General features: G+C 58.2%; 14 protein-coding genes. 2 read left to right on the top strand and 12 right to left on the bottom strand.

Translation table 11 applies throughout. From position 1 onward, the window contains the following. The first annotated feature begins 39 nt into the window (after positions 1 to 39). On the top strand, positions 40 to 381 hold the full coding sequence (locus AC2FNR_RS21900; RefSeq protein ID WP_480867608.1) for a DUF427 domain-containing protein: 342 nt from the start codon (positions 40 to 42) through the stop codon (positions 379 to 381). Between the two features lie 7 nt (positions 382 to 388). Here AC2FNR_RS21900 and AC2FNR_RS21895 read toward each other — a convergent pair whose 3' ends face one another. Together AC2FNR_RS21895 and AC2FNR_RS21890 are read right to left on the bottom strand one after the other, a co-directional pair. Continuing rightward, entirely contained in the window at positions 389 to 1,714 is a 1,326-nt protein-coding gene (locus AC2FNR_RS21895; protein ID WP_496851440.1) for a Rossmann-fold NAD(P)-binding domain-containing protein, read from the bottom strand. Between the two features lie 615 nt (positions 1,715 to 2,329). Further along, positions 2,330 to 3,955: a PQQ-dependent sugar dehydrogenase gene (locus AC2FNR_RS21890; protein WP_496851438.1), complete on the bottom strand. Its 1,626-nt coding sequence runs from the start codon at positions 3,953 to 3,955 to the stop codon at positions 2,330 to 2,332. A gap of 222 nt (positions 3,956 to 4,177) precedes the next feature. Between AC2FNR_RS21890 and AC2FNR_RS21885 the strand changes: the two genes are divergently transcribed. Then, complete coding sequence (locus tag AC2FNR_RS21885) at positions 4,178 to 5,545, top strand: DUF3179 domain-containing protein (RefSeq protein WP_496851436.1); 1,368 nt, start codon at positions 4,178 to 4,180, stop codon at positions 5,543 to 5,545. On the opposite strand, the gene AC2FNR_RS21880 is transcribed toward AC2FNR_RS21885, so the two are convergent. From AC2FNR_RS21880 to murB, 10 genes are all read right to left on the bottom strand, one after another. Continuing rightward, positions 5,542 to 7,227: a chloride channel protein gene (locus AC2FNR_RS21880; RefSeq protein ID WP_496851434.1), complete on the bottom strand. Its 1,686-nt coding sequence runs from the start codon at positions 7,225 to 7,227 to the stop codon at positions 5,542 to 5,544. The two genes, AC2FNR_RS21885 and AC2FNR_RS21880, sit on opposite strands and share 4 nt — an antisense overlap. Before the next feature lie 81 nt (positions 7,228 to 7,308). Beyond that, positions 7,309 to 8,958, bottom strand: a complete 1,650-nt coding sequence (gene recN, locus AC2FNR_RS21875; RefSeq protein ID WP_496851432.1) for a DNA repair protein RecN — start codon at positions 8,956 to 8,958, stop codon at positions 7,309 to 7,311. Between the two features lie 35 nt (positions 8,959 to 8,993). Next, positions 8,994 to 9,836 (bottom strand): outer membrane protein assembly factor BamD, encoded by an 843-nt coding sequence (locus tag AC2FNR_RS21870; RefSeq protein ID WP_209195103.1) that lies wholly within the window; start codon positions 9,834 to 9,836, stop codon positions 8,994 to 8,996. A gap of 127 nt (positions 9,837 to 9,963) precedes the next feature. After that, positions 9,964 to 10,884, bottom strand: a complete 921-nt coding sequence (gene lpxC, locus AC2FNR_RS21865) for a UDP-3-O-acyl-N-acetylglucosamine deacetylase (protein WP_170352563.1) — start codon at positions 10,882 to 10,884, stop codon at positions 9,964 to 9,966. Between the two features lie 213 nt (positions 10,885 to 11,097). Beyond that, positions 11,098 to 12,699 (bottom strand): cell division protein FtsZ, encoded by a 1,602-nt coding sequence (gene ftsZ, locus AC2FNR_RS21860; RefSeq protein ID WP_496851429.1) that lies wholly within the window; start codon positions 12,697 to 12,699, stop codon positions 11,098 to 11,100. A gap of 350 nt (positions 12,700 to 13,049) precedes the next feature. Continuing rightward, positions 13,050 to 13,463 (bottom strand): hypothetical protein, encoded by a 414-nt coding sequence (locus AC2FNR_RS21855; RefSeq protein ID WP_496851427.1) that lies wholly within the window; start codon positions 13,461 to 13,463, stop codon positions 13,050 to 13,052. Next, a complete protein-coding gene (ftsA, locus tag AC2FNR_RS21850; protein WP_496851486.1) occupies positions 13,450 to 14,784 on the bottom strand; it encodes a cell division protein FtsA in 1,335 nt (444 codons plus the stop codon). Before ftsA ends, AC2FNR_RS21855 begins: the two co-directional genes overlap by 14 nt. 8 nt (positions 14,785 to 14,792) lie before the next feature. After that, a complete protein-coding gene (locus tag AC2FNR_RS21845; RefSeq protein ID WP_496851425.1) occupies positions 14,793 to 15,794 on the bottom strand; it encodes a cell division protein FtsQ/DivIB in 1,002 nt (333 codons plus the stop codon). Continuing rightward, positions 15,782 to 16,705, bottom strand: coding sequence for a D-alanine--D-alanine ligase (locus AC2FNR_RS21840; protein ID WP_480867620.1), 924 nt, complete (start codon positions 16,703 to 16,705; stop codon positions 15,782 to 15,784). Before AC2FNR_RS21840 ends, AC2FNR_RS21845 begins: the two co-directional genes overlap by 13 nt. A 102-nt stretch (positions 16,706 to 16,807) precedes the next feature. Then, positions 16,808 to 17,734, bottom strand: a complete 927-nt coding sequence (gene murB / locus AC2FNR_RS21835) for a UDP-N-acetylmuramate dehydrogenase (RefSeq protein WP_496851423.1) — start codon at positions 17,732 to 17,734, stop codon at positions 16,808 to 16,810. Positions 17,735 to 17,749: the final 15 nt, after the last annotated feature.

Raw genomic sequence — 17,749 nt, 5'->3', positions numbered from 1 at the left:
GAGGAAAAGCCCGACATCAGTAAGGGTTAAGGAGGCAAGATGACCAAGATCACTATTCGCAAAGCACCGGGTAAATGGAGCGTCCGTTCCGGTGGCGCCATTTTGGGCGAAAGCACAAATGCGCTTGAACTGCTTGAAGGTGATCTGGACCCGGTGATCTATTTCCCCCGCAGTGATATTGCGATGGCGTTTCTGGACCAGACCGACAAAGTCACGCATTGCCCCCATAAGGGTGACGCCGCGCATTTCTCGATCGTCAATAAATCTTCTGTGACTGAAAACGCGGCGTGGAGCTATGAAAACCCGATCTCCGAAGTCGCCGATATCAAAGGCTATATCGCGTTTTATCGGCTCGATTCAGTCAAAGTTGAACAAATCTGAGCGGGAGTCACATCGCCTCTTTCATCAAGTCGACCATCGCCAGATCTTGACTGACCCGACCGTAAGCCTGCGCCATCGCTGTCAATGTGTGCGGCGGGCAACCAATTTCTTGAAGGCAAGAGGCATCAATCACGCGGACTCGACCATCGAAAGCCGACTCGACGACCTGATCTACTGGCTCATCTCGATCCCCGACTGTAAGTTTGTGATAATGAAAGCCCTGACCTGGGGCGGTGACGCCCAGCGTGTGCCGCACTCCATGCGATGCTAACCAGTCCAACAAATTGCGCAGGCCAACGTCCTGACCCACGTCCGGCACTTTATTTGCTTTGATACGGCCCTCGCGCGGCAAATGCCTGAGCTGCACCATAGTTGTCGGCGTCCAGATCCGAATGGGCTGCACAAAATCTACAAGTCGCCCGATACGACGCCCGCGCAAGTGGGGGCCCAAACCAAATGTGGCAGTTATCAAGCTGATCGGAGCCTGTGAGACGGCATAGACAGAGGCGAAAAGATCGCACCGCCCACCTACCTTATGTTTCAGCGTCAGGGCATTAAAATGTCCTGCCTCAGCATAAGCGCGCGGCGATCCCAAAGCACGGCTTAACCAAAGGCAATTCATGATGTACGGGGCATGGTCGCGAAAGCCAATCTGCGATGCTTGTGGCAGGCTGCGCGCTAGCAAGTTCGCTGTACCTAAAACTCCTGAAGCCAGAAACACGTGCCGCGCTCGCAGTTGAGTTCCATCATCCAGGTCCAAGCGTACCATCCCCTGTCCCGACAAGATCCGGCCAACACGCCCCGCTCGGACCGAGACATTCGACATCTCTTTGAGGCGCGCCTCAACCGCGCGGGCCATGGTCCGAAGCCCGGCATTGGGAGTTTCTGAAGTTCCGGTCAGCAAACGTGGGACACTTTTTTCCAGTCCGTTCTCTAAAAGCTCGTGCCGGGCACCGCCGACCACTTTCAGATCGCGCTGCACAGCTTCGCACGCGGCACAATAGTCCCACCATGTTTCCAAAAACTGTCCCCTTCCCCAAGGGTCATCGCAGTCGTAAACCTGAAGCTGTTTACCCCAGTAATTGGCCAGCCCACCGACTTCGGCGGCAGCAAACATCGGTGGTGCGTCGCCTGATACTTCGGTGCGGTCTGCCAGACACGCGGGCTGTTGTCTTTCATACGCAACCGAGACAATCTTGACCGGCCCACCCTGAGAAGGTTTGGAGGTGGCCCCCGTCACGACAGCCACAGAACCAGAGAAGCCCCGCATAGCTGTTAGTGCTGCGTATCCAGCGGGCCCTGCTCCGACTAATGCAATATCAACGCTTTGCATGACTCAGCCCCGTCTCCAGCACAGCCGCACGTTGCACATCGCCATTTAAGAGACGGTCAGAACCTGAAAACGTTTTTACAGACCGGCTCACCATGACAGGCAGGCGTAGCGCTATTCGGACCGCAGGCGGATACTCGCCCATCGAGGTTGTAGTCTCAGCAAAGGTCATGGTGCCAACTCTTTTCTGGCAACATGCAAATCTGCGTCAGACCCCAGCACTGGCAGCGCGTATCCCGCGCCCCTCGAACCTAGCCAGAGACGCTGAACGAAACTCTTTAAATACATTACCAACCACTCCCATTCACATGAGTTCTGGTGCTAAAACAGTTCGTTATTCGTTTGGTCGTTCAAAAATATGAAAGCCGAGTAGCCTTACGCCATGCACAAAATCAGAGTTGCAATAGGTGGTCAGCGCGGAACTCGGGCGGAATGCTCTTGGCTAATATTAACCGAAAGTTAACAGCTAGATCAAGAAAAGTTGAGCCAAAGTGTGTTTCAGCCCGTGAAACGCCGATTTTCTCCGGGCAATCAATGAAAACACTGGGCCATGGCGTTCTGTAACCATGGCCAGGGTGCGACACTCAGCGGTTGAAACCAAAATGCGAGAGTATCAAGTCACTCGGCCTGCTCCCTCAGCGAGACAAGGATATCCACGATAGCATTTACCACTTCGGGGTCGTCCAGAGACGGATCAGGCATCGACGTTTCGGCAGCGATGGATTGCGGATTATCAAGGAACGCGACAAGCTGGTCCCGGGTCCACTTACCACCCACTTCAGACAATGACTGCGAGTAGTCGAAATCGGTCAGGCCCGCGATCTGACGACCGAAAACTTCGCCCAAAGACGGGGCGCTGGTGCTGGGTAGCACGCCGAATCCGTGACACTCCGCACAGCCATCCAAGGCCGTTTCTACTGCGCTGGCTTTTCGTCCTGACAGCCCCAAATCGCCGATTTTCGAAACTGCAAATTGGAAACTGGGGTCAAATTCGCCAACTGTTAGACGGACCACTTTTTGCTGATCAGTCCACAATGCAAGCTCGTCCCCGTGTTGATGGACATATCGAATCCGCAGCCCCAGTGGGATACGTTCTGCGAACAGAATGCTCTCTCCGTTGGTACGAATTCGAAACAGGCTGTTCCCGGCCAGCGATCCGGCAATCAAATCCCCATCCCAGGCAGGATGAAAGTCATCAACGTACATCAATGAACTAACAGCCACTGAGGGCAGCCAGGAATACGCCGGCAGCTGAAAGTCGGGATGGCGACCATAGTCCAGCGTATCAGGTAACGGCAATTTGTTGTATCTCGTTCCAAGCGAGACCTGTGGCCATCCATAGTCCTCGCCTTCGCGGATCAGGTTCAGCTCATCCCCGCCGCGCCGGCCATGTTCGACCGTCCAAAGTTTGCCGTCCTGGTCCAGCGCTATTCCCTGCATGTTCGAATGACCCTGACTGACAACACGGCTATCGCCAGTGGCCAAATCCACTGCGATCACCTTGCCGTACATCTGGTCCGGGATTTGCGACAATGGCACAGGAGCATAAATTCCGTCTTGCGCATAGTCACCTGCAGCCAAGTACAATGTGCCATTCGCGTCTACACGAAACCGTCCGCCCGCCATATGGCCCTGAATCGCGCGACCTTCGGAGTTGGGCGCAAGGCAGGGTTCTGTCCCGAACAGCACCGTCCAGTCTTCGGCTTTGATTGAGGCAGTTTCAGCAGACGCGCCTTGCAATGGCGCGGTCGAGATTGCCGTGCGATAACAGTTTTCGCCCTCGACCCATTCTGTGAAAGAAACGATCAGTTGATCGTCTACGACATCCACATCATTGTATCGAAAGAAATAGTGGGCAAAATTGTAGTCTGGATTAGAAGATTCAAAATCCAGCATGGCAGACCACCCGTTTGGTGGAGCCTCTATGTCAAGTCGTTTCGATTCTTCGCCACCTACCTCAAAGAAGCCACCCTCGTGCGTCATAAGAACGAGATCGTTCCCAAGGCTGGTTAGTGCGCCTCCGCTTCCAACACGCTCAACCGGAACGTCCAAAGTTTCCATGTTCAAGGCGGCAAAAATTGTCTCGACCTGCGCAACACGGTCAGATGACCAAATTGGCGCAGTATGCGTAATACCCGAGTGGCTTTCACGCAGTTCTTCGACCTCGAGCACCAATAGCACGACAGATGCAGCAAGTGTCACCATGATGACCGGGCTGGTCAAAATCCGCTTAAACAGTTTCATTCCCTGACCTCAAAATTTTTTTGTTTTCGCCGTGCATTCTGGCGCTGCTCGGCCACATAGAACCCTGAAACACAACCGGTATCAACCCGACCAGACCGTGCCGCGCACAACAAGATCGCTCGCGTTGCACCCTTGCAGCCCTCACGATGAGTTCACGCGGCTGTTGAATGATTTCTTGTACGATCCCATGCAAAATACATGTGACCATAGCCGGAGGACGCAATGTCGATCACTCGCCGTAGTTTCACTGGAATTCTGGGGGCCGCTGCAATGCTGCCCGCCCCGCTTTGGGCTCAGAGCGATCCTGTCCTGGATGCCATCCGCACGACACTTTACGGAAGCAGTTCTGAATTCGAAGAAGGCATGGCGTTTCTTGTCAAACGCGGAAAACCGGATGTCATTCCGGCGCTGCTGACAGCGATGCGCTATGGACGTCGGCGCAGTGATGAGATCACGGAAGTCATGCAAACCCTGGCTGGTGAGAATATCGGTGTGGATTGGTTCGACTGGATGATCTGGCAAGAACGCAATCCACAGATCGTACCGCACCCATCGCTGATCCCGTTCAAGCGCGAGGTGCTGTTAGGGATAGACTCGAATTTTGACGATTTCCTGCGCCCTGAATACCTGCAACCCGGCAAAATGAAGATCCGGCTGGAAGAGATCACATGGGGCGGTGTTCAAAAGGACGGCATCCCCTCGCTGGACAATCCGACGCTGATCCCGGCCGCGCGCGCGGACTACATGAAGAACGATGACCTGGTCTTTGGCGTCTCGATCAACGGGGACTCGCGCGCCTATCCGTTGCGGATCATGGGCTGGCACGAGATGTTCAACGATGTAATCGGTGGGGTGCCTCTGGCGTTGGCTTATTGCACGCTCTGCGGATCGGGCATTTTGTTTGAAACGCAAGTGTCGGGGCGCAGCAAACCGCTGGTCTTTGGCTCGTCGGGGTTCCTCTATCGGTCCAACAAGCTGATGTTCGATCGCGAGACCCATTCGCTGTGGAACCAATACACCGGCAAACCCGTCGTCGGCCCGCTGGTCGATAGCGGGATCGAGCTGAAACAGCGCCCCGTGGTGATCACCACTTGGGAAAGCTGGAAAGGGTCGCACCCCGATACCAAAATCCTGTCCCTGAACACCGGGCATCGTCGGAATTATGGCTCGGGCGTGGTTTATCGCGAGTATTTTGCGTCGCCCGAGCTGATGTTCCCGGCACTGGTGGATCAATCACAGCACCGGCAAAAGGATTATATCTTTGCAATCCGACAGTTCGGCGCGGCACGGGCCTGGCCGCTGGATGCGTTCAACAACACGGGCGTGATCAACGACGCGATTGCCAACCGCCCGCTGGTTCTGATCGGTAATCCCGACAAACGCGCCGTGCGCGCTTATGAGCGCGGATCAAACCGTTTTACCGCGTCAGAGGGCGGACTGGTTGATCAGCAGGGTCGCAAATGGCACCTGACCGAGGAAAAACTGATCGGACCGGACGGTACGGAATTGCCGCGCGTGGCCGGGCATATCTCGTACTGGTTCGCATGGGACAACTATCTGGGCGACACGGCAACAGTTTATCGCGGCTAGGAATGCTCTTCGGCGGCCGTGGCCGCCAGCGCGCGGTTATAAGTCTTAAGCGCATCTATGTGATAAAGTGCGCCGACCGGGTTTTCGCACCCGTCATCGTCTATCACTACGACCGGGATACAAGAGATATCCTCGCGGTCGAAATAAGGCATCGCGGCCTCAAGCGTCGCGCTGGCCTGCACACACAAGCCCTGCTCGATCAGCGCCTGTGCCTCATCGCGGCTGATCGATCGGGCATCCCCCAAGGGCCGCATCACCGTCCCAGCACGCAGCATCGCCAGCAGATACGCTTGCGGCCCGGCGGCGAGATGCACATCACGGCGCTCTAGCTGGGTTAAAAAGAACGACCGGTCCACCAATCGCGAGGCAAGCGCGGTCGACATCGAGACCGAGACCATCACGGCCAACCCGATCTGCCAGTCTCCGGTCAGTTCAAAAACGATCATTGTAGTCGAGATCGGTGCGCCCAGAACGGCAGCGGCCACCGCCCCCATTCCGGCGAAAGCATACAACGTATGCGTCCCCGACACATCCGGCAGCAACCCAGTGGCGATCAGGCCAAAGGCCAACCCAGTCAGCGCCCCCACCATCAGTGACGGCGAAAACACCCCGCCCCCCATACGCCCACCCATGGTGATCGCTACAGCCACGGTCTTAATCACGGCAAACATGATGGCTGCCGATAGAACCAAATCTCCGGTCAGGGCACGGATCGTAGTTTCGTAGCCCACACCGATGATATGGGGAAACCAGATGGCGATCAGACCAAGCATCGCCCCAGACACGGCCGGGCGCAGCCAACCCGGCAAGGACAGGCGAGTCTGGATGTGATTGCCGATGTCTTCGGCAAAGAAGATCGAACGCATTAGCAATAGCGCCACCAGGCCGCAGATCAGGCCAAGGATCAGAAAGGCCGGCAACTCGACATAGAACTGCAACGATCCGGGGGTATCCAGGGTAAACTCGGTCACGTCGCCATACTCGAGCCGGTTGATCACTGTTCCCGCAACCGAGGCGATCACGATCGGCGCAAATGCATGAACCGCGAAATGGCGCAGCACCACCTCGAGCGCGAACAGCGCGCCTGCTATGGGCGAGTTAAAGCTGGCCGAAACCGCCGCCGCCACTGCGCAACCCAACAAGTCGCGGCCCGTTATCCCATCGGCGTGGATACGGTTCGACACCCAGGTCGAGATCACCCCGGCCATATGCACCACCGGCCCCTCGCGCCCCGTGGACCCGCCAGTGCTAAGCGTGATCAGCGAGGCAAACAAGGATGCGATCCCCGCCTTGCCTTCGACCCGGCCATCAGTCAGCGCCGCGCCTTCGATCACATCCGCGACCGAACGCACGCGCCCGTCATCGGTGAACCTGTGTAGGATGATACCCACAATCAGACCTCCGATGATCGGCGTTATCAGCACGATGAACCAGGGCAGTTTCTCGACATGGGAATGCAGCAGCAGGATATCTTCGGTGTCATAGACCCACGCCTGCAGCGCCCGGATCCCCTTGCGGAACCCCAGCGCCATGAACCCTGCGGCGATGCCGATGGCCAGAGCGATGAACCAGAACTGGATCTGGCTTGGCCCCCGCCGTCGCATTACCCGCCAGCCATCCTTCATCGCGGCCAAAGCCTGATGTAGTTGGTTGCGCAGAACGGTGCGGGTTGACTGGGTCATGTGCCCTCGGGGGATCAGAACATATCCCTTACTAAGCCACGGAGGGCACAGATAAAAGCCGGATCGCGCGTCTGTGAGGCGCTATGCGTCCAACAGGGCACGGGCGGCGGCGCGGGCCTGATCCGTGATCGTGTCGCCCGCGACCATGCGCGCGATCTCATCCACGCGGTCCGGTTCGGCCAGCGGGATGACAGTGGACAGGGTCAGCCCGTCGGTCACTTGTTTCTGCACCCGCCAGTGATGCGCCGCGCGGGCCGCGACCTGCGGCGAGTGTGTGACGACCAGCACCTGCCCACCCTGTGCCAAAGACGCCAGACGCCGCCCCACCGCATCCGCAGTCGCGCCACCGACGCCGCGGTCAATCTCATCAAAGATCATCGTGCGGGCGCTGTCATCGCCGGTCAGACAGACCTTGAGCGCCAGCAGGAACCGGCTGAGTTCCCCACCCGAGGCGATCTTGTTCAGCGGCCCGGACGGCGCGCCGGGGTTGGTGGCGACCGTGAAGGCCACCGCGTCAATGCCCTCGGGGCCCGGATCGGCGGCGGTGAGTTCGGTCTGAAACACCGCGCGTTCCATCTTGAGCGGTGCCAGTTCAGCCATCACAGCCGCATCCAACTGCCCTGCCGCCTGCTGGCGTGCAGTGCTAAGTTCGGCTGCCGCCTGATCATAGGCATCCTGCGCAGCCGCAACCGCTGCGCGCTGGTCGGCCAGATCGGCATCGCCTGCGTCCAGCTTGTTCAGACGGTCGCGCAGCGTATCAGCGAAGGCGCCTAGATCGTCCGGGGCCACGTCATGTTTGCGGGCCAGAGCGCGGATTGCAAACAAGCGTTCTTCGGCCTGTTCCAGCTCCGCCGGATTGAACTCCAACGCCTGCAGGCAAGCATTCACACCGTCCTGCGCCTCGCCCAACTCAATCAGAGCCCGGCCCAAGGCGGCGATCGGCTCCTCCAACTGACCACCGGCGCTGTCAGACACGCCCTCCAGCCAGCGCACGGCATCGGACATGGCCGTTTCGGCCCCGTTCCCGCCCAACAGATCATACGCGCGGGCCACGTCATCGCGAATGCGCTCGGCGCCCTGCATCATGCGGCGGCGCGCGTCCAGATCGGCATCCTCGCCCGTTTGTGGGTCCAGCTTGTCCAGCTCAGCCACAGCGTGGCGCAAGAATTCCTCTTCTGCGCGCATAGCGGCCAGCGCTGCTTCGGTCTCAGCCAGCGCCTTGCGCAGCCGCGACATATCAGACCAAGCGGTGCGTACCGCAGCCAGATCATCCGAAACGCCGGCATACTCGTCCAGCATCGCCCGATGCCCGCGCGGGTTAAGCAAACCCCGGTCATCATGCTGGCCATGCAGCTCCACCAGGGTCTCGGACAACGCCCGCAACACCTCGCCCGAGCAGCGCCGGTCATTGACCCACGCAGTTTTGCGCCCCTCGGCGGTATTGACACGACGCAGGATCAGTTCCTCGCCGCCCGGCAGCCCGGCCTCGGCCAGAATCGCATGGGCGGGGTGATCTTCGGACAGCTCGAACTCGGCCACCACCTCGCCCTGCGCGGCCCCCTGACGGACCAGTTCGGCCCGTCCACGCCAGCCCAGCACAAAGCCCAGGGAATCCAACAAGATCGACTTGCCTGCGCCGGTTTCGCCTGTCAACGCGTTCAAACCCGGTTGGAACGTCAGTTCCAGCCGGTCGATGATCAGCATGTCGCGAATATCAAGGGCGCGAAGCATCGGATCCTAGCGTCCCGGAGCTTTGGCCATGACGATTACAACCACTCACCTTTGACGGTCTGGCGGTAAATTGTGCTAAGCCAGTTGTTGCCACGGCTCTTAAGGTCAAGCCCGCGCGACGTCAGCAACTTGTAGCCCGCGTCATACCACTCGGAAGATTGGTAATTGAATCCCAAAATTGCCCCTGCCGACTGTGCCTCATCCACCAGACCCAGCGACAGATACGCTTCGATCAGACGATAGAGCGCTTCGGCGGTGTGTGAGGTGGTTTGAAAATCCTCAACCACGACGCGGAAGCGGTTGATCGCCGCAGTGTAGTGATCCTGACGCAAGTAATAGCGCCCGATCTCCATCTCCTTGCCGGCCAGATGGTCGAAGGCCAGATCGAACTTCAGAACGGCAGAAGTTGCATATTCGCTGTCAGGATAGACTTCGATCACGGTCCGCAACGATTGCAACGCCTGGAACGTCAGCCCCTGATCTCGTCCAACCTCGTCGATTTGGTCATAATAGCTAAGCGCCAGAAGATACTGGGCATAAGCTGCATCCTCATCCGCCGGATAAAAATCTATGAACCGCTGTGCCGCAGCACGGCTTTCTTCATAATTCTTGTCGGAATGATACGAGAAGGCCTGCATGATCAACGCTCGCTTGGCCCAATCGGAATAAGGGTACAAGCGCTCTACTTCAGAGAAGTACCAAGCCGCGTCGTCCTGCCGATTCTGCGACAGCTCGAACTCGCCACGCGTGAATATCTGTTCAGGAGTGAACCCCTCAAGATTCTGGTTGCGGTCAGCCCCCTGGCCTCCGCATGCTGTCAAAACTGCTGTCAGAAGTAACGCGCCCGCGAATCTGACTGCCGCCTTGGTGCCACCCATTCCGCCTATCCTTGTCGTCTTGCTTGTCGAGGCACGCCCCGGTTTGAGGCTTGGTTTAGCACATATAATTCCGGGGCAAAACGCCTTAGTCTGCCTACTGTCGGAATTGTCGACAGAGTTGATCCAATCAAGCGACTTCGGGAATTTCGTTCCAAACCAGCCCTTGCCCTGGCAAACGGGCAGCCTGTTCCGGCGTGCACAGGATCGGACGAACTGCTCCGGGGGTCTCAAACAACTTCCGCAGCAGAGTGTTCGTCATCGCATGTCCCGACTTATCCCCGGTAAAGTGGCCGAGAATCGGACCACCGGCCAGGTACAGATCGCCTAGTGCGTCCAGCATTTTGTGGCGCACAGCTTCGTCGGCATGACGGAACCCGCCGGGTGTCAGAACTTCGTTCCCTTGCACGACGACCGCGTTTTCCAGCGTTCCACCAAGGGCCAAACCGTTTTCGCGCATCGCTTCAACATCTGTGCGGCGGCAGAAAGTGCGGCAATCGCTGAGTTCCCGCGCAAATGAGCCGTTACGCATGTCCAGAGTTTTAGTCTGGCGTCCGATGGCGCCGTCCTCAAAATCAATGTGGAAGTCGATAATCAGACCGTCGGCAGGCGCAATCGAAGCGCTCGCTCCTTCCCGTGAAGCAGTCACAGGCTTTAATACTTCGTAGGCCAGAACCGGGCTGGCCTGACGGCGCACGCCCTTCGCCATGATCCCACGCACAAATTCGATTGACGATCCATCCATGATCGGAACTTCGGGGCCATCAATCTCGATCAGTGCGTTGTGGACACCACATCCTGCCAGCGCAGCCATTATATGTTCAACCGTCGACACCGAAGCACCCGCATCGTTGATCAGTCGGGTGCAGAGCGGAGTTCGCTCGACCACATCATAGATCGCAGGGACCAGTGCATTGCCCAGTTCAATATCCGTACGTTTAAACCAGATGCCATGGCCAGCTGCCGCCGGTTTCAGCACCATATTCGCAGGCTTGCCGCTATGCAGCCCTACACCGGTAAACGTGATCGGAGATTTGAGCGTATGTTGCAATTTGGGCCTCGGTGAGTGGTGTCCGACCTAGTTTGGCCGTGTTGGCATCTCAGTTAAGGAACGCGGGCAAAAGGCTCAACTCACTCTTTGTAACCGAATGAAACATGAATGTAACAGATCGGCAAAAGCCTGCTTACACCCGGTTACGTAATTGTTTTAAAACGGAAAAGGGCCGCCAAACAGCGACCCTTCTTAATCAATTTGTTACCGCGATCAGTTGGCTTGACGCCGCAAGAAGGCCGGAATTTCAATCCGATCTTGCTCGGGGTCTGCCTCATCATGCGCTGGCGCCGTAGCGTCAGATTGGCGCATCACGGGCTGTTGGCGCTGGGGCTGTGCCGGCGTATCGGCCGCGTGGCCAGTCATTCTGTCGATCAGTCGGTTAAACCCAAACCGGGGACGATCCGCATCGGATTGAGCTGCGGGTGCCGGCGCAGCCGTTGGCTGAGGCCGCGGCGCCACATACCCACGATCAGACGGTGGAACATTTTGAACCGCTGCCTGCAAACGCTGCAGCGCTTCCGGTGATGGTGTCCCAGCAGCTGGCTGCGGTTGAGGCGCGACATAGCTGTCGGTCGCGGTTTCAACCGGATCAGGCGTCGGCTCGAATTCAGCTACACGCGGCTGATAAGCCGGAGGAGGCAGGTCATCGTCATCCTGTTCGGCGCGCGGCTGGAACTGAGGCTCTTCGGCCGCTTCGAACAGCGAAGGCTCACGAGCCGGTTCGGCCTCTGCAGGTTCGGGCGCGGAAACATATGTGTCTTCCTGCGCAGGCTCTTCCGCCGACACAGTGCGCGTCAACGGGGCTGACATCGAGCGACGCGCAACCGGCACCTCCTCGGACTTCTCGGTCGCGTCAATGCCAGTGGCAACGACCGAAACCCGCATTCCGCCTTCCATGGCCGTGTCCAGGGTCGAACCAACGATAATGTTCGCCTCGGGGTCGACTTCTTCGCGGATACGGTTGGCCGCCTCGTCCAACTCGAACAGGGTAAGATCATGCGAACCGGTGATGTTGATCAGGACACCCTTGGCACCTTTCAGGCTGATTTCGTCCAGCAGCGGGTTGGCAATCGCCTTCTCGGCAGCCTGAACCGCACGATCCTCGCCAGTGGCCTCGCCCGTTCCCATCATGGCTTTGCCCATCTCGTCCATCACGGCACGAACATCCGCAAAGTCGAGGTTGATCAGGCCCGGACGCACCATCAGATCAGTCACGCCCTTGACGCCCTGATACAGAACATCATCCGCCATCGAGAACGCCTCGGTAAACGTGGTCTTTTCGTTGGCCAGGCGGAACAGGTTCTGGTTCGGGATAATGATCAGTGTATCGACGACCTTTTGCAGCGATTCAACGCCGTCTTCGGCCTGACGCATCCGTTTGGCGCCTTCGAACTGGAAGGGCTTGGTCACAACGCCCACGGTCAGCACGCCCAATTCGCGCGCGGCTTGCGCGATAATCGGAGCCGCACCCGTTCCGGTGCCACCGCCCATTCCGGCGGTGATGAAGCACATGTGCGCGCCAGCCAGATGATCCACGATCTGCTCGATGCTTTCCTCGGCGGCTGCGGCACCCACGGTCGGACGCGCCCCGGCGCCCAGACCTTCGGTGACTTTCACGCCCAATTGCACACGAGCCGACGACTGGCTCTGCTGCAACGCCTGAGCGTCGGTGTTGGCGACCACGAAATCCACGCCATCCAACTGTTTTTCAATCATGTTATTGACGGCATTGCCGCCTGCCCCGCCTACGCCAAATACCGTAATCCGAGGCTTCAATTCATCGTGCCCGGGCATCGAAAGATTCAATGTCATGCTTCTGTCCGCCTGTTTATATGCTCCGCCAACGCGGTGTTTTTCTTACCTATCCTGCTACAATTCTACCGACCGAAACCGCAAACGTCACGCCAAAAATCGCCAGAATCCACAAAATATGGAGGAAATAAGGCGTTCCACGCCAGTATTTCGTATTGTTTGCCAGATGTTGCGGAACGAACTCAATCCAGCACAACAGATGCGACCGACGCGCCGTAGATTACGGGCATGTCACGTACGGATTTCTTGTCTTTACAAGGCGCGGAAAACTGCTCGGGTCCTCACGCTTGGCCTCTGTCGGGCCTTGTGGATATCTTGCTGGATTCGACGTTCATCCGCAAGAGAATTCTTCAACCAATAGGAGTACTTGGACAGTTCAGTCCCTCATCAGAAATCTCTCTCACAATCTGGATTTCGGTATTCGCCAATGTCGCCAGGCGAACCATGAAACTACCATTGTGCACGAAAGGCCACCAGCACACAGGTAACCCATCGGCATCGTCGTCGTACAGGAAACAAAGCTGGCCATCGGGGGTTGTAATTTTTCCGTAAACGCAACCCCTACCCTCCATGCGCCAGACCGAGAGACTCGGGCTCAGGAACTCTTCGGCGCCAACCAAGCCACCGTTATGGAAATCGTAGAATTTGACGGTCTTGCCTACAACAGCCCCCAGAAAAGCCTCGGGCGTGATCAGGGTCTGACCCTGAACCGAGGCGGGAATCGCGACAAACAGCGCCGCGACCAGTGTCTTACCAATTGTCACGGAACCAACGGACAGCCCGCTTGAACGGGCGTGCAGCATAGGTGTCGACAGGGATCTCGAAGTCCCACCATTCATCCTGCGGATGCGCCGCAAACAAGCTGAGCCCCACCACCGAAGAAAATCCCGGACCAGTCGCCGATTGCGGCAACCCGTGAACACGCAGGGGACGGCCAAGACGAACGCGCTGCCCCAGAATACGAGTCGCCAAACCGTCCAAACCCATAATCTGGCTTCCTCCACCGGTCAGAACGATCTGCTGGCTGGGCAGATGATCGAACCCGGCAGCATCCAGTCGAATGCGGACCTCTTCCAAAATCTCTTCTACACGAGGACGCATGATGCCGATCAACTCGGCGCGGCTGACGGTGCGCCGGTCATGTTCCCAATCTCCGGTATCGCCGCCGATGTCGATCAGGTCGCGATCATCCGCTCCGGTAGCATGCACGCCGCCGTTGAAGGTCTTAATACGTTCGGCCACATTCGCAGGAACGCCAAGCCCCATCGAAATGTCCGACGTCACATGATCGCCGCCCATGCGTACGCAATCGGCATAAATCATGTGTTTTTTCATAAAGATAGACACACTTGTCGTGCCGCCACCCATGTCGATACAGGCCGCGCCCAACTCTTGCTCATCTTCAACCAGTGCGGAAATGCCCGAAACATAGGCCGAATTCGCGATCCCGGCCAATTCCAGATCACAGCGCTTGATGCAGCGCACGATATTCTGAATGGCGACCGCATCAACTGTCAGCATGTGCATATCGACCGCAAGGGTCTGACCCATCTGCCCCCGAGGGTCGATAAGGCCCGAGCGATTGTCCAACGCAAAGTTCACCGGCTGTGCGTGCAGTACCTCGCGGCCCGCGCCATAGTCCGGCACGTCGCAGGCGTTCAACACACGTCCGACCTCGGCTTCGCTGACCACCTGCCCTTCCAGATCGACCTGCGCATCCAACCCATAAGACCGGGGGTTCGCGCCCGAGAAGCAGGCGATCACGTGATCGACCCGAATATCGGCCATCTTCTGCGCAGCTTGAAGAGCGGTGCGGATGGCGCGTTCGGTTTCCTGCATCGCAGTGACTTCGCCAAACTGTACCCCGCGCGAACGTGTGGTCGCAGCGCCGATAACCCGGAACCCGGTCTGACCGGCCAGAGACCCGATGCCTTTGTCCTCACTTAACCGCCCTGTTCCGTCGAAACGCAGCACCAAGCAGGAAATCTTGGAACTTCCTACATCCAGAATCGCAACAACACCGCGTTGCATCGCCTGTCTGCGCATCTGCCGCATGGCCCGTTGGGACTGATAGAGATCGGTCATCATGGTCGTTACTGCCTGCTACTCACGTCTGTTTTTGTACTCCACCAGTCTTCGCTGGCAGCTTCGGTCATTCTTATGGTTGGACGTTGTCCGAGCCGCATATCCACAACGGCCACGTCACGTTCCAACAGGTCCTGCACCTCATTAACCGCCAAGACGCGTTCCAGTGCGCGCACGGGCCGATCGGTTGGCAGCATGATGCGCTGACCTCGGTCAAGAACCAGATCCCAGCGGCGTTCGCCAATTCGAACAAGACCCCGCACACGCGCCCCAAGGCTGCGCGCTGTTGTCAGCAGTTGCAGTGCCTCAGCGACATGTTCGTCCGCGCCCTTTCCTGCAATAAGCGGCAGGGTCGCGTGGTCCTTGCGGGAGGCGACACGCTCAACATGCGCGCCGGTTTCGTCCAGCAACTCGGTTCCGCTGCGCGTGCGCCAAACCACCACGGGTTGGCGTTCAACAACATCAACCTGAAGAATTCCGCCGGGGCGAATGCGAACCGTCGCAGATTTGACAGGATCAAGACCGGTAATCGTGTCGCGGATTTGTTCGGCGTCCAGATCCCAGGAACTGATCGGGAAATCCAGTGGCACAACCTCGCGAATGTCTTTGGAGAGATTCGGCCCAGCGCCATCAATGGCCATCAAGTTAACCATGAATTCCGGTCTTTGCTGGATCGAGGTCTTGATGTCATTGACATAAGCCACAACCGCCTCTCGCCGGTCCTCTGCGCTAAAATAAAGCCCCGTAGCCGCGCAAATGGCCAGGATGGGCAACCCATACTTCAGACCGCGGCGTATGCCCGGCGTAAGCATCCAACGCTGTAGTCGGTAGCTGAGGCGAGACGGAGCCGGGTCGAACCGTTGCGATTTGCGCCCGAACAGTTTCACGCCGCCTAACCGCAGTTTTGGTTCTGTTTCGTGGCGCTCGCCTGAAGCGAAATCGGCATCCGGACCCGCCAATGGCTTGGACCGATGAATGACAGGTGCGCGCGTGGCTTTTAACGGTCGCATGAGGCGTCCTCCACCATCCAGGCACACAGCTGACCAAAGGTCATACCGCAATGTTCGGCTTGCTCGGGCACCAATGAGGTCGGTGTCATTCCGGGCTGGGTATTGGTCTCCAACAGAAACAGACCATCTGCGCCCATGCTGTCATCCCAACGATAATCAGTACGGGTCACACCGCGACAGCCCAGTGCGTTATGGGCTTTCAGCGCATGATTCATGCAACGGTCGAAAATATCCTGCGGGATGTCGGCAGGCAGCACATGCCACGAGCCGCCGGGCTTGTATTTGGCATCATAGTCATACCATCCGCCATCAGTCATGATCTCGGTCACGGTCAGAGCGCGATCGCCCATCACGGTCACGGTCAACTCGCGCCCGGCCACGTATTTCTCGACCATCACGTAATCTGGCATGTCGTCGGACAGTTGCGGTGGCCCGTTCGAGCCTTCGTGGACGATATAGATCCCGACGCTGGACCCTTCGTTGTTGGGCTTGGCCACATAGGGCGGATCCATCACATGTGCGGCGGACACATCGGGCTTGGGCACGATCACGCTGGGAACAACAGGCAAACCTTCTGCGGAAAACACCTCTTTGCTGCGCTGTTTGTCCATCGCGAGCGCCGAGGCCAGCACGCCGGAATGCGTGTACGGAATGCGCATCCACTCCAGCAGGCCCTGCACACAGCCATCTTCACCCCAGCGTCCATGCAGAGCGTTGAAAACCACATCCGGCTTGATGTCCAAAAGACGCGCATAGAGGTCGGGACCCGCGTCCAGTTCGACCACTTCAAAGCCTTCTCCCCTAAGGGCGGCTGCGCATTCGCGCCCAGAGCTGAGTGACACCTCGCGTTCCGCCGAGGGGCCGCCCATCAATACCGCCACTTTGGGGTGTGTCCTGCTCGACTTACCCACTTAGCGCCTCAATGTCCCCGGACCTTATGCGGTGGTCCGTACTGCGTTTATGCCTTTGATCCGCCGCCTGAATTTGCCTGTTTTGGTCTGACGGTTGGGGCTTTATTCCTTCAACGGGTCACCGACCCGCATGATTTCCCACTCTAGCGTGATGCCGCTTGTTTCGTAAACCTTTTTTCGCACCTCTTCGCCCAGACCTTCGAGGTCAGCGGCAGTGGCACCGCCAGTGTTGATCAGGAAATTCGAGTGCTTCTCGCTCATCTGCGCACCACCCTTGGTGGCCCCGCGCATCCCGGCATCGTCGATCACTTTCCACGCCTTCAGATCATGCACGTCATCCGCCCTGCCCGTCGAGGAAAACCCTGCCGGGTTGCGGAAGGTCGAACCTGCGCTGCGGTCTTTTGTGGGTTGGGTCTCATCGCGTTTTTGCAACTGCGCCGCCATCCGGTCATGCAGCGCTTGTGGATCACCCGCGGGCCCCTCGAACGTGGCCGAAATCAGCACCGCCCCATCGGGCAAATCCGATTGACGATAGCGGAAGTTCAGGTCCTGCGGTGTCAGGTCCACGACCTCCCCCTGGCGCGTCACTATCGTGGCCTTGCGCAACACATCCGCCGTGTAGCTGCCATAGCAACCTGCGTTCATCCGCACCGCCCCACCAACCGAGCCCGGAATGGTTCGCAAAAACGTAAGATCTACTCCTGCATCTGCCGCTTTGCGCGCCACATGCGCATCCAGCGCCGCCGCGCCCGCCGTGACGGTGTTGCCTGCGACCTCGATCCCGTTGAACCCGCGCCCCAGCCGGATCACCACGGCGCGCAAGCCACCATCACGAACAATCAGGTTTGATCCGACACCCATGGGGAACACGTCGAAATCTTCGGGCAGGTCGTGCAGAAACGCTTTCAGATCGTCAATATCCTTAGGTTGGAACAAATAATCCGCCGGACCGCCGACACGAAGCCATGTCAGGTCGTTCAACGCTCGGTTCTGGGTCAGTTTGCCACGGGGTTCAGGAAGAGATGTCATTCCGGATCCTTCGCG

The organism is Ruegeria sp. SATB045, from assembly GCF_059613525.1.
This window is presented reverse-complemented; position numbering and strand designations above follow the sequence as displayed.

Coding starts and splice junctions, on each gene's coding strand:
- AC2FNR_RS21900 (WP_480867608.1), top strand. CDS start 40: ATGACCAAGATCACTATTCGCAAAGCACCGGGTAAATGGAGCGTCCGT.
- AC2FNR_RS21895 (WP_496851440.1), bottom strand. CDS start 1,714: ATGCAAAGCGTTGATATTGCATTAGTCGGAGCAGGGCCCGCTGGATAC.
- AC2FNR_RS21890 (WP_496851438.1), bottom strand. CDS start 3,955: ATGAAACTGTTTAAGCGGATTTTGACCAGCCCGGTCATCATGGTGACA.
- AC2FNR_RS21885 (WP_496851436.1), top strand. CDS start 4,178: ATGTCGATCACTCGCCGTAGTTTCACTGGAATTCTGGGGGCCGCTGCA.
- AC2FNR_RS21880 (WP_496851434.1), bottom strand. CDS start 7,227: ATGACCCAGTCAACCCGCACCGTTCTGCGCAACCAACTACATCAGGCT.
- recN (WP_496851432.1), bottom strand. CDS start 8,958: ATGCTTCGCGCCCTTGATATTCGCGACATGCTGATCATCGACCGGCTG.
- AC2FNR_RS21870 (WP_209195103.1), bottom strand. CDS start 9,836: ATGGGTGGCACCAAGGCGGCAGTCAGATTCGCGGGCGCGTTACTTCTG.
- ftsZ (WP_496851429.1), bottom strand. CDS start 12,699: ATGACATTGAATCTTTCGATGCCCGGGCACGATGAATTGAAGCCTCGG.
- ftsA (WP_496851486.1), bottom strand. CDS start 14,784: ATGACCGATCTCTATCAGTCCCAACGGGCCATGCGGCAGATGCGCAGA.
- AC2FNR_RS21845 (WP_496851425.1), bottom strand. CDS start 15,794: ATGCGACCGTTAAAAGCCACGCGCGCACCTGTCATTCATCGGTCCAAG.
- murB (WP_496851423.1), bottom strand. CDS start 17,734: ATGACATCTCTTCCTGAACCCCGTGGCAAACTGACCCAGAACCGAGCG.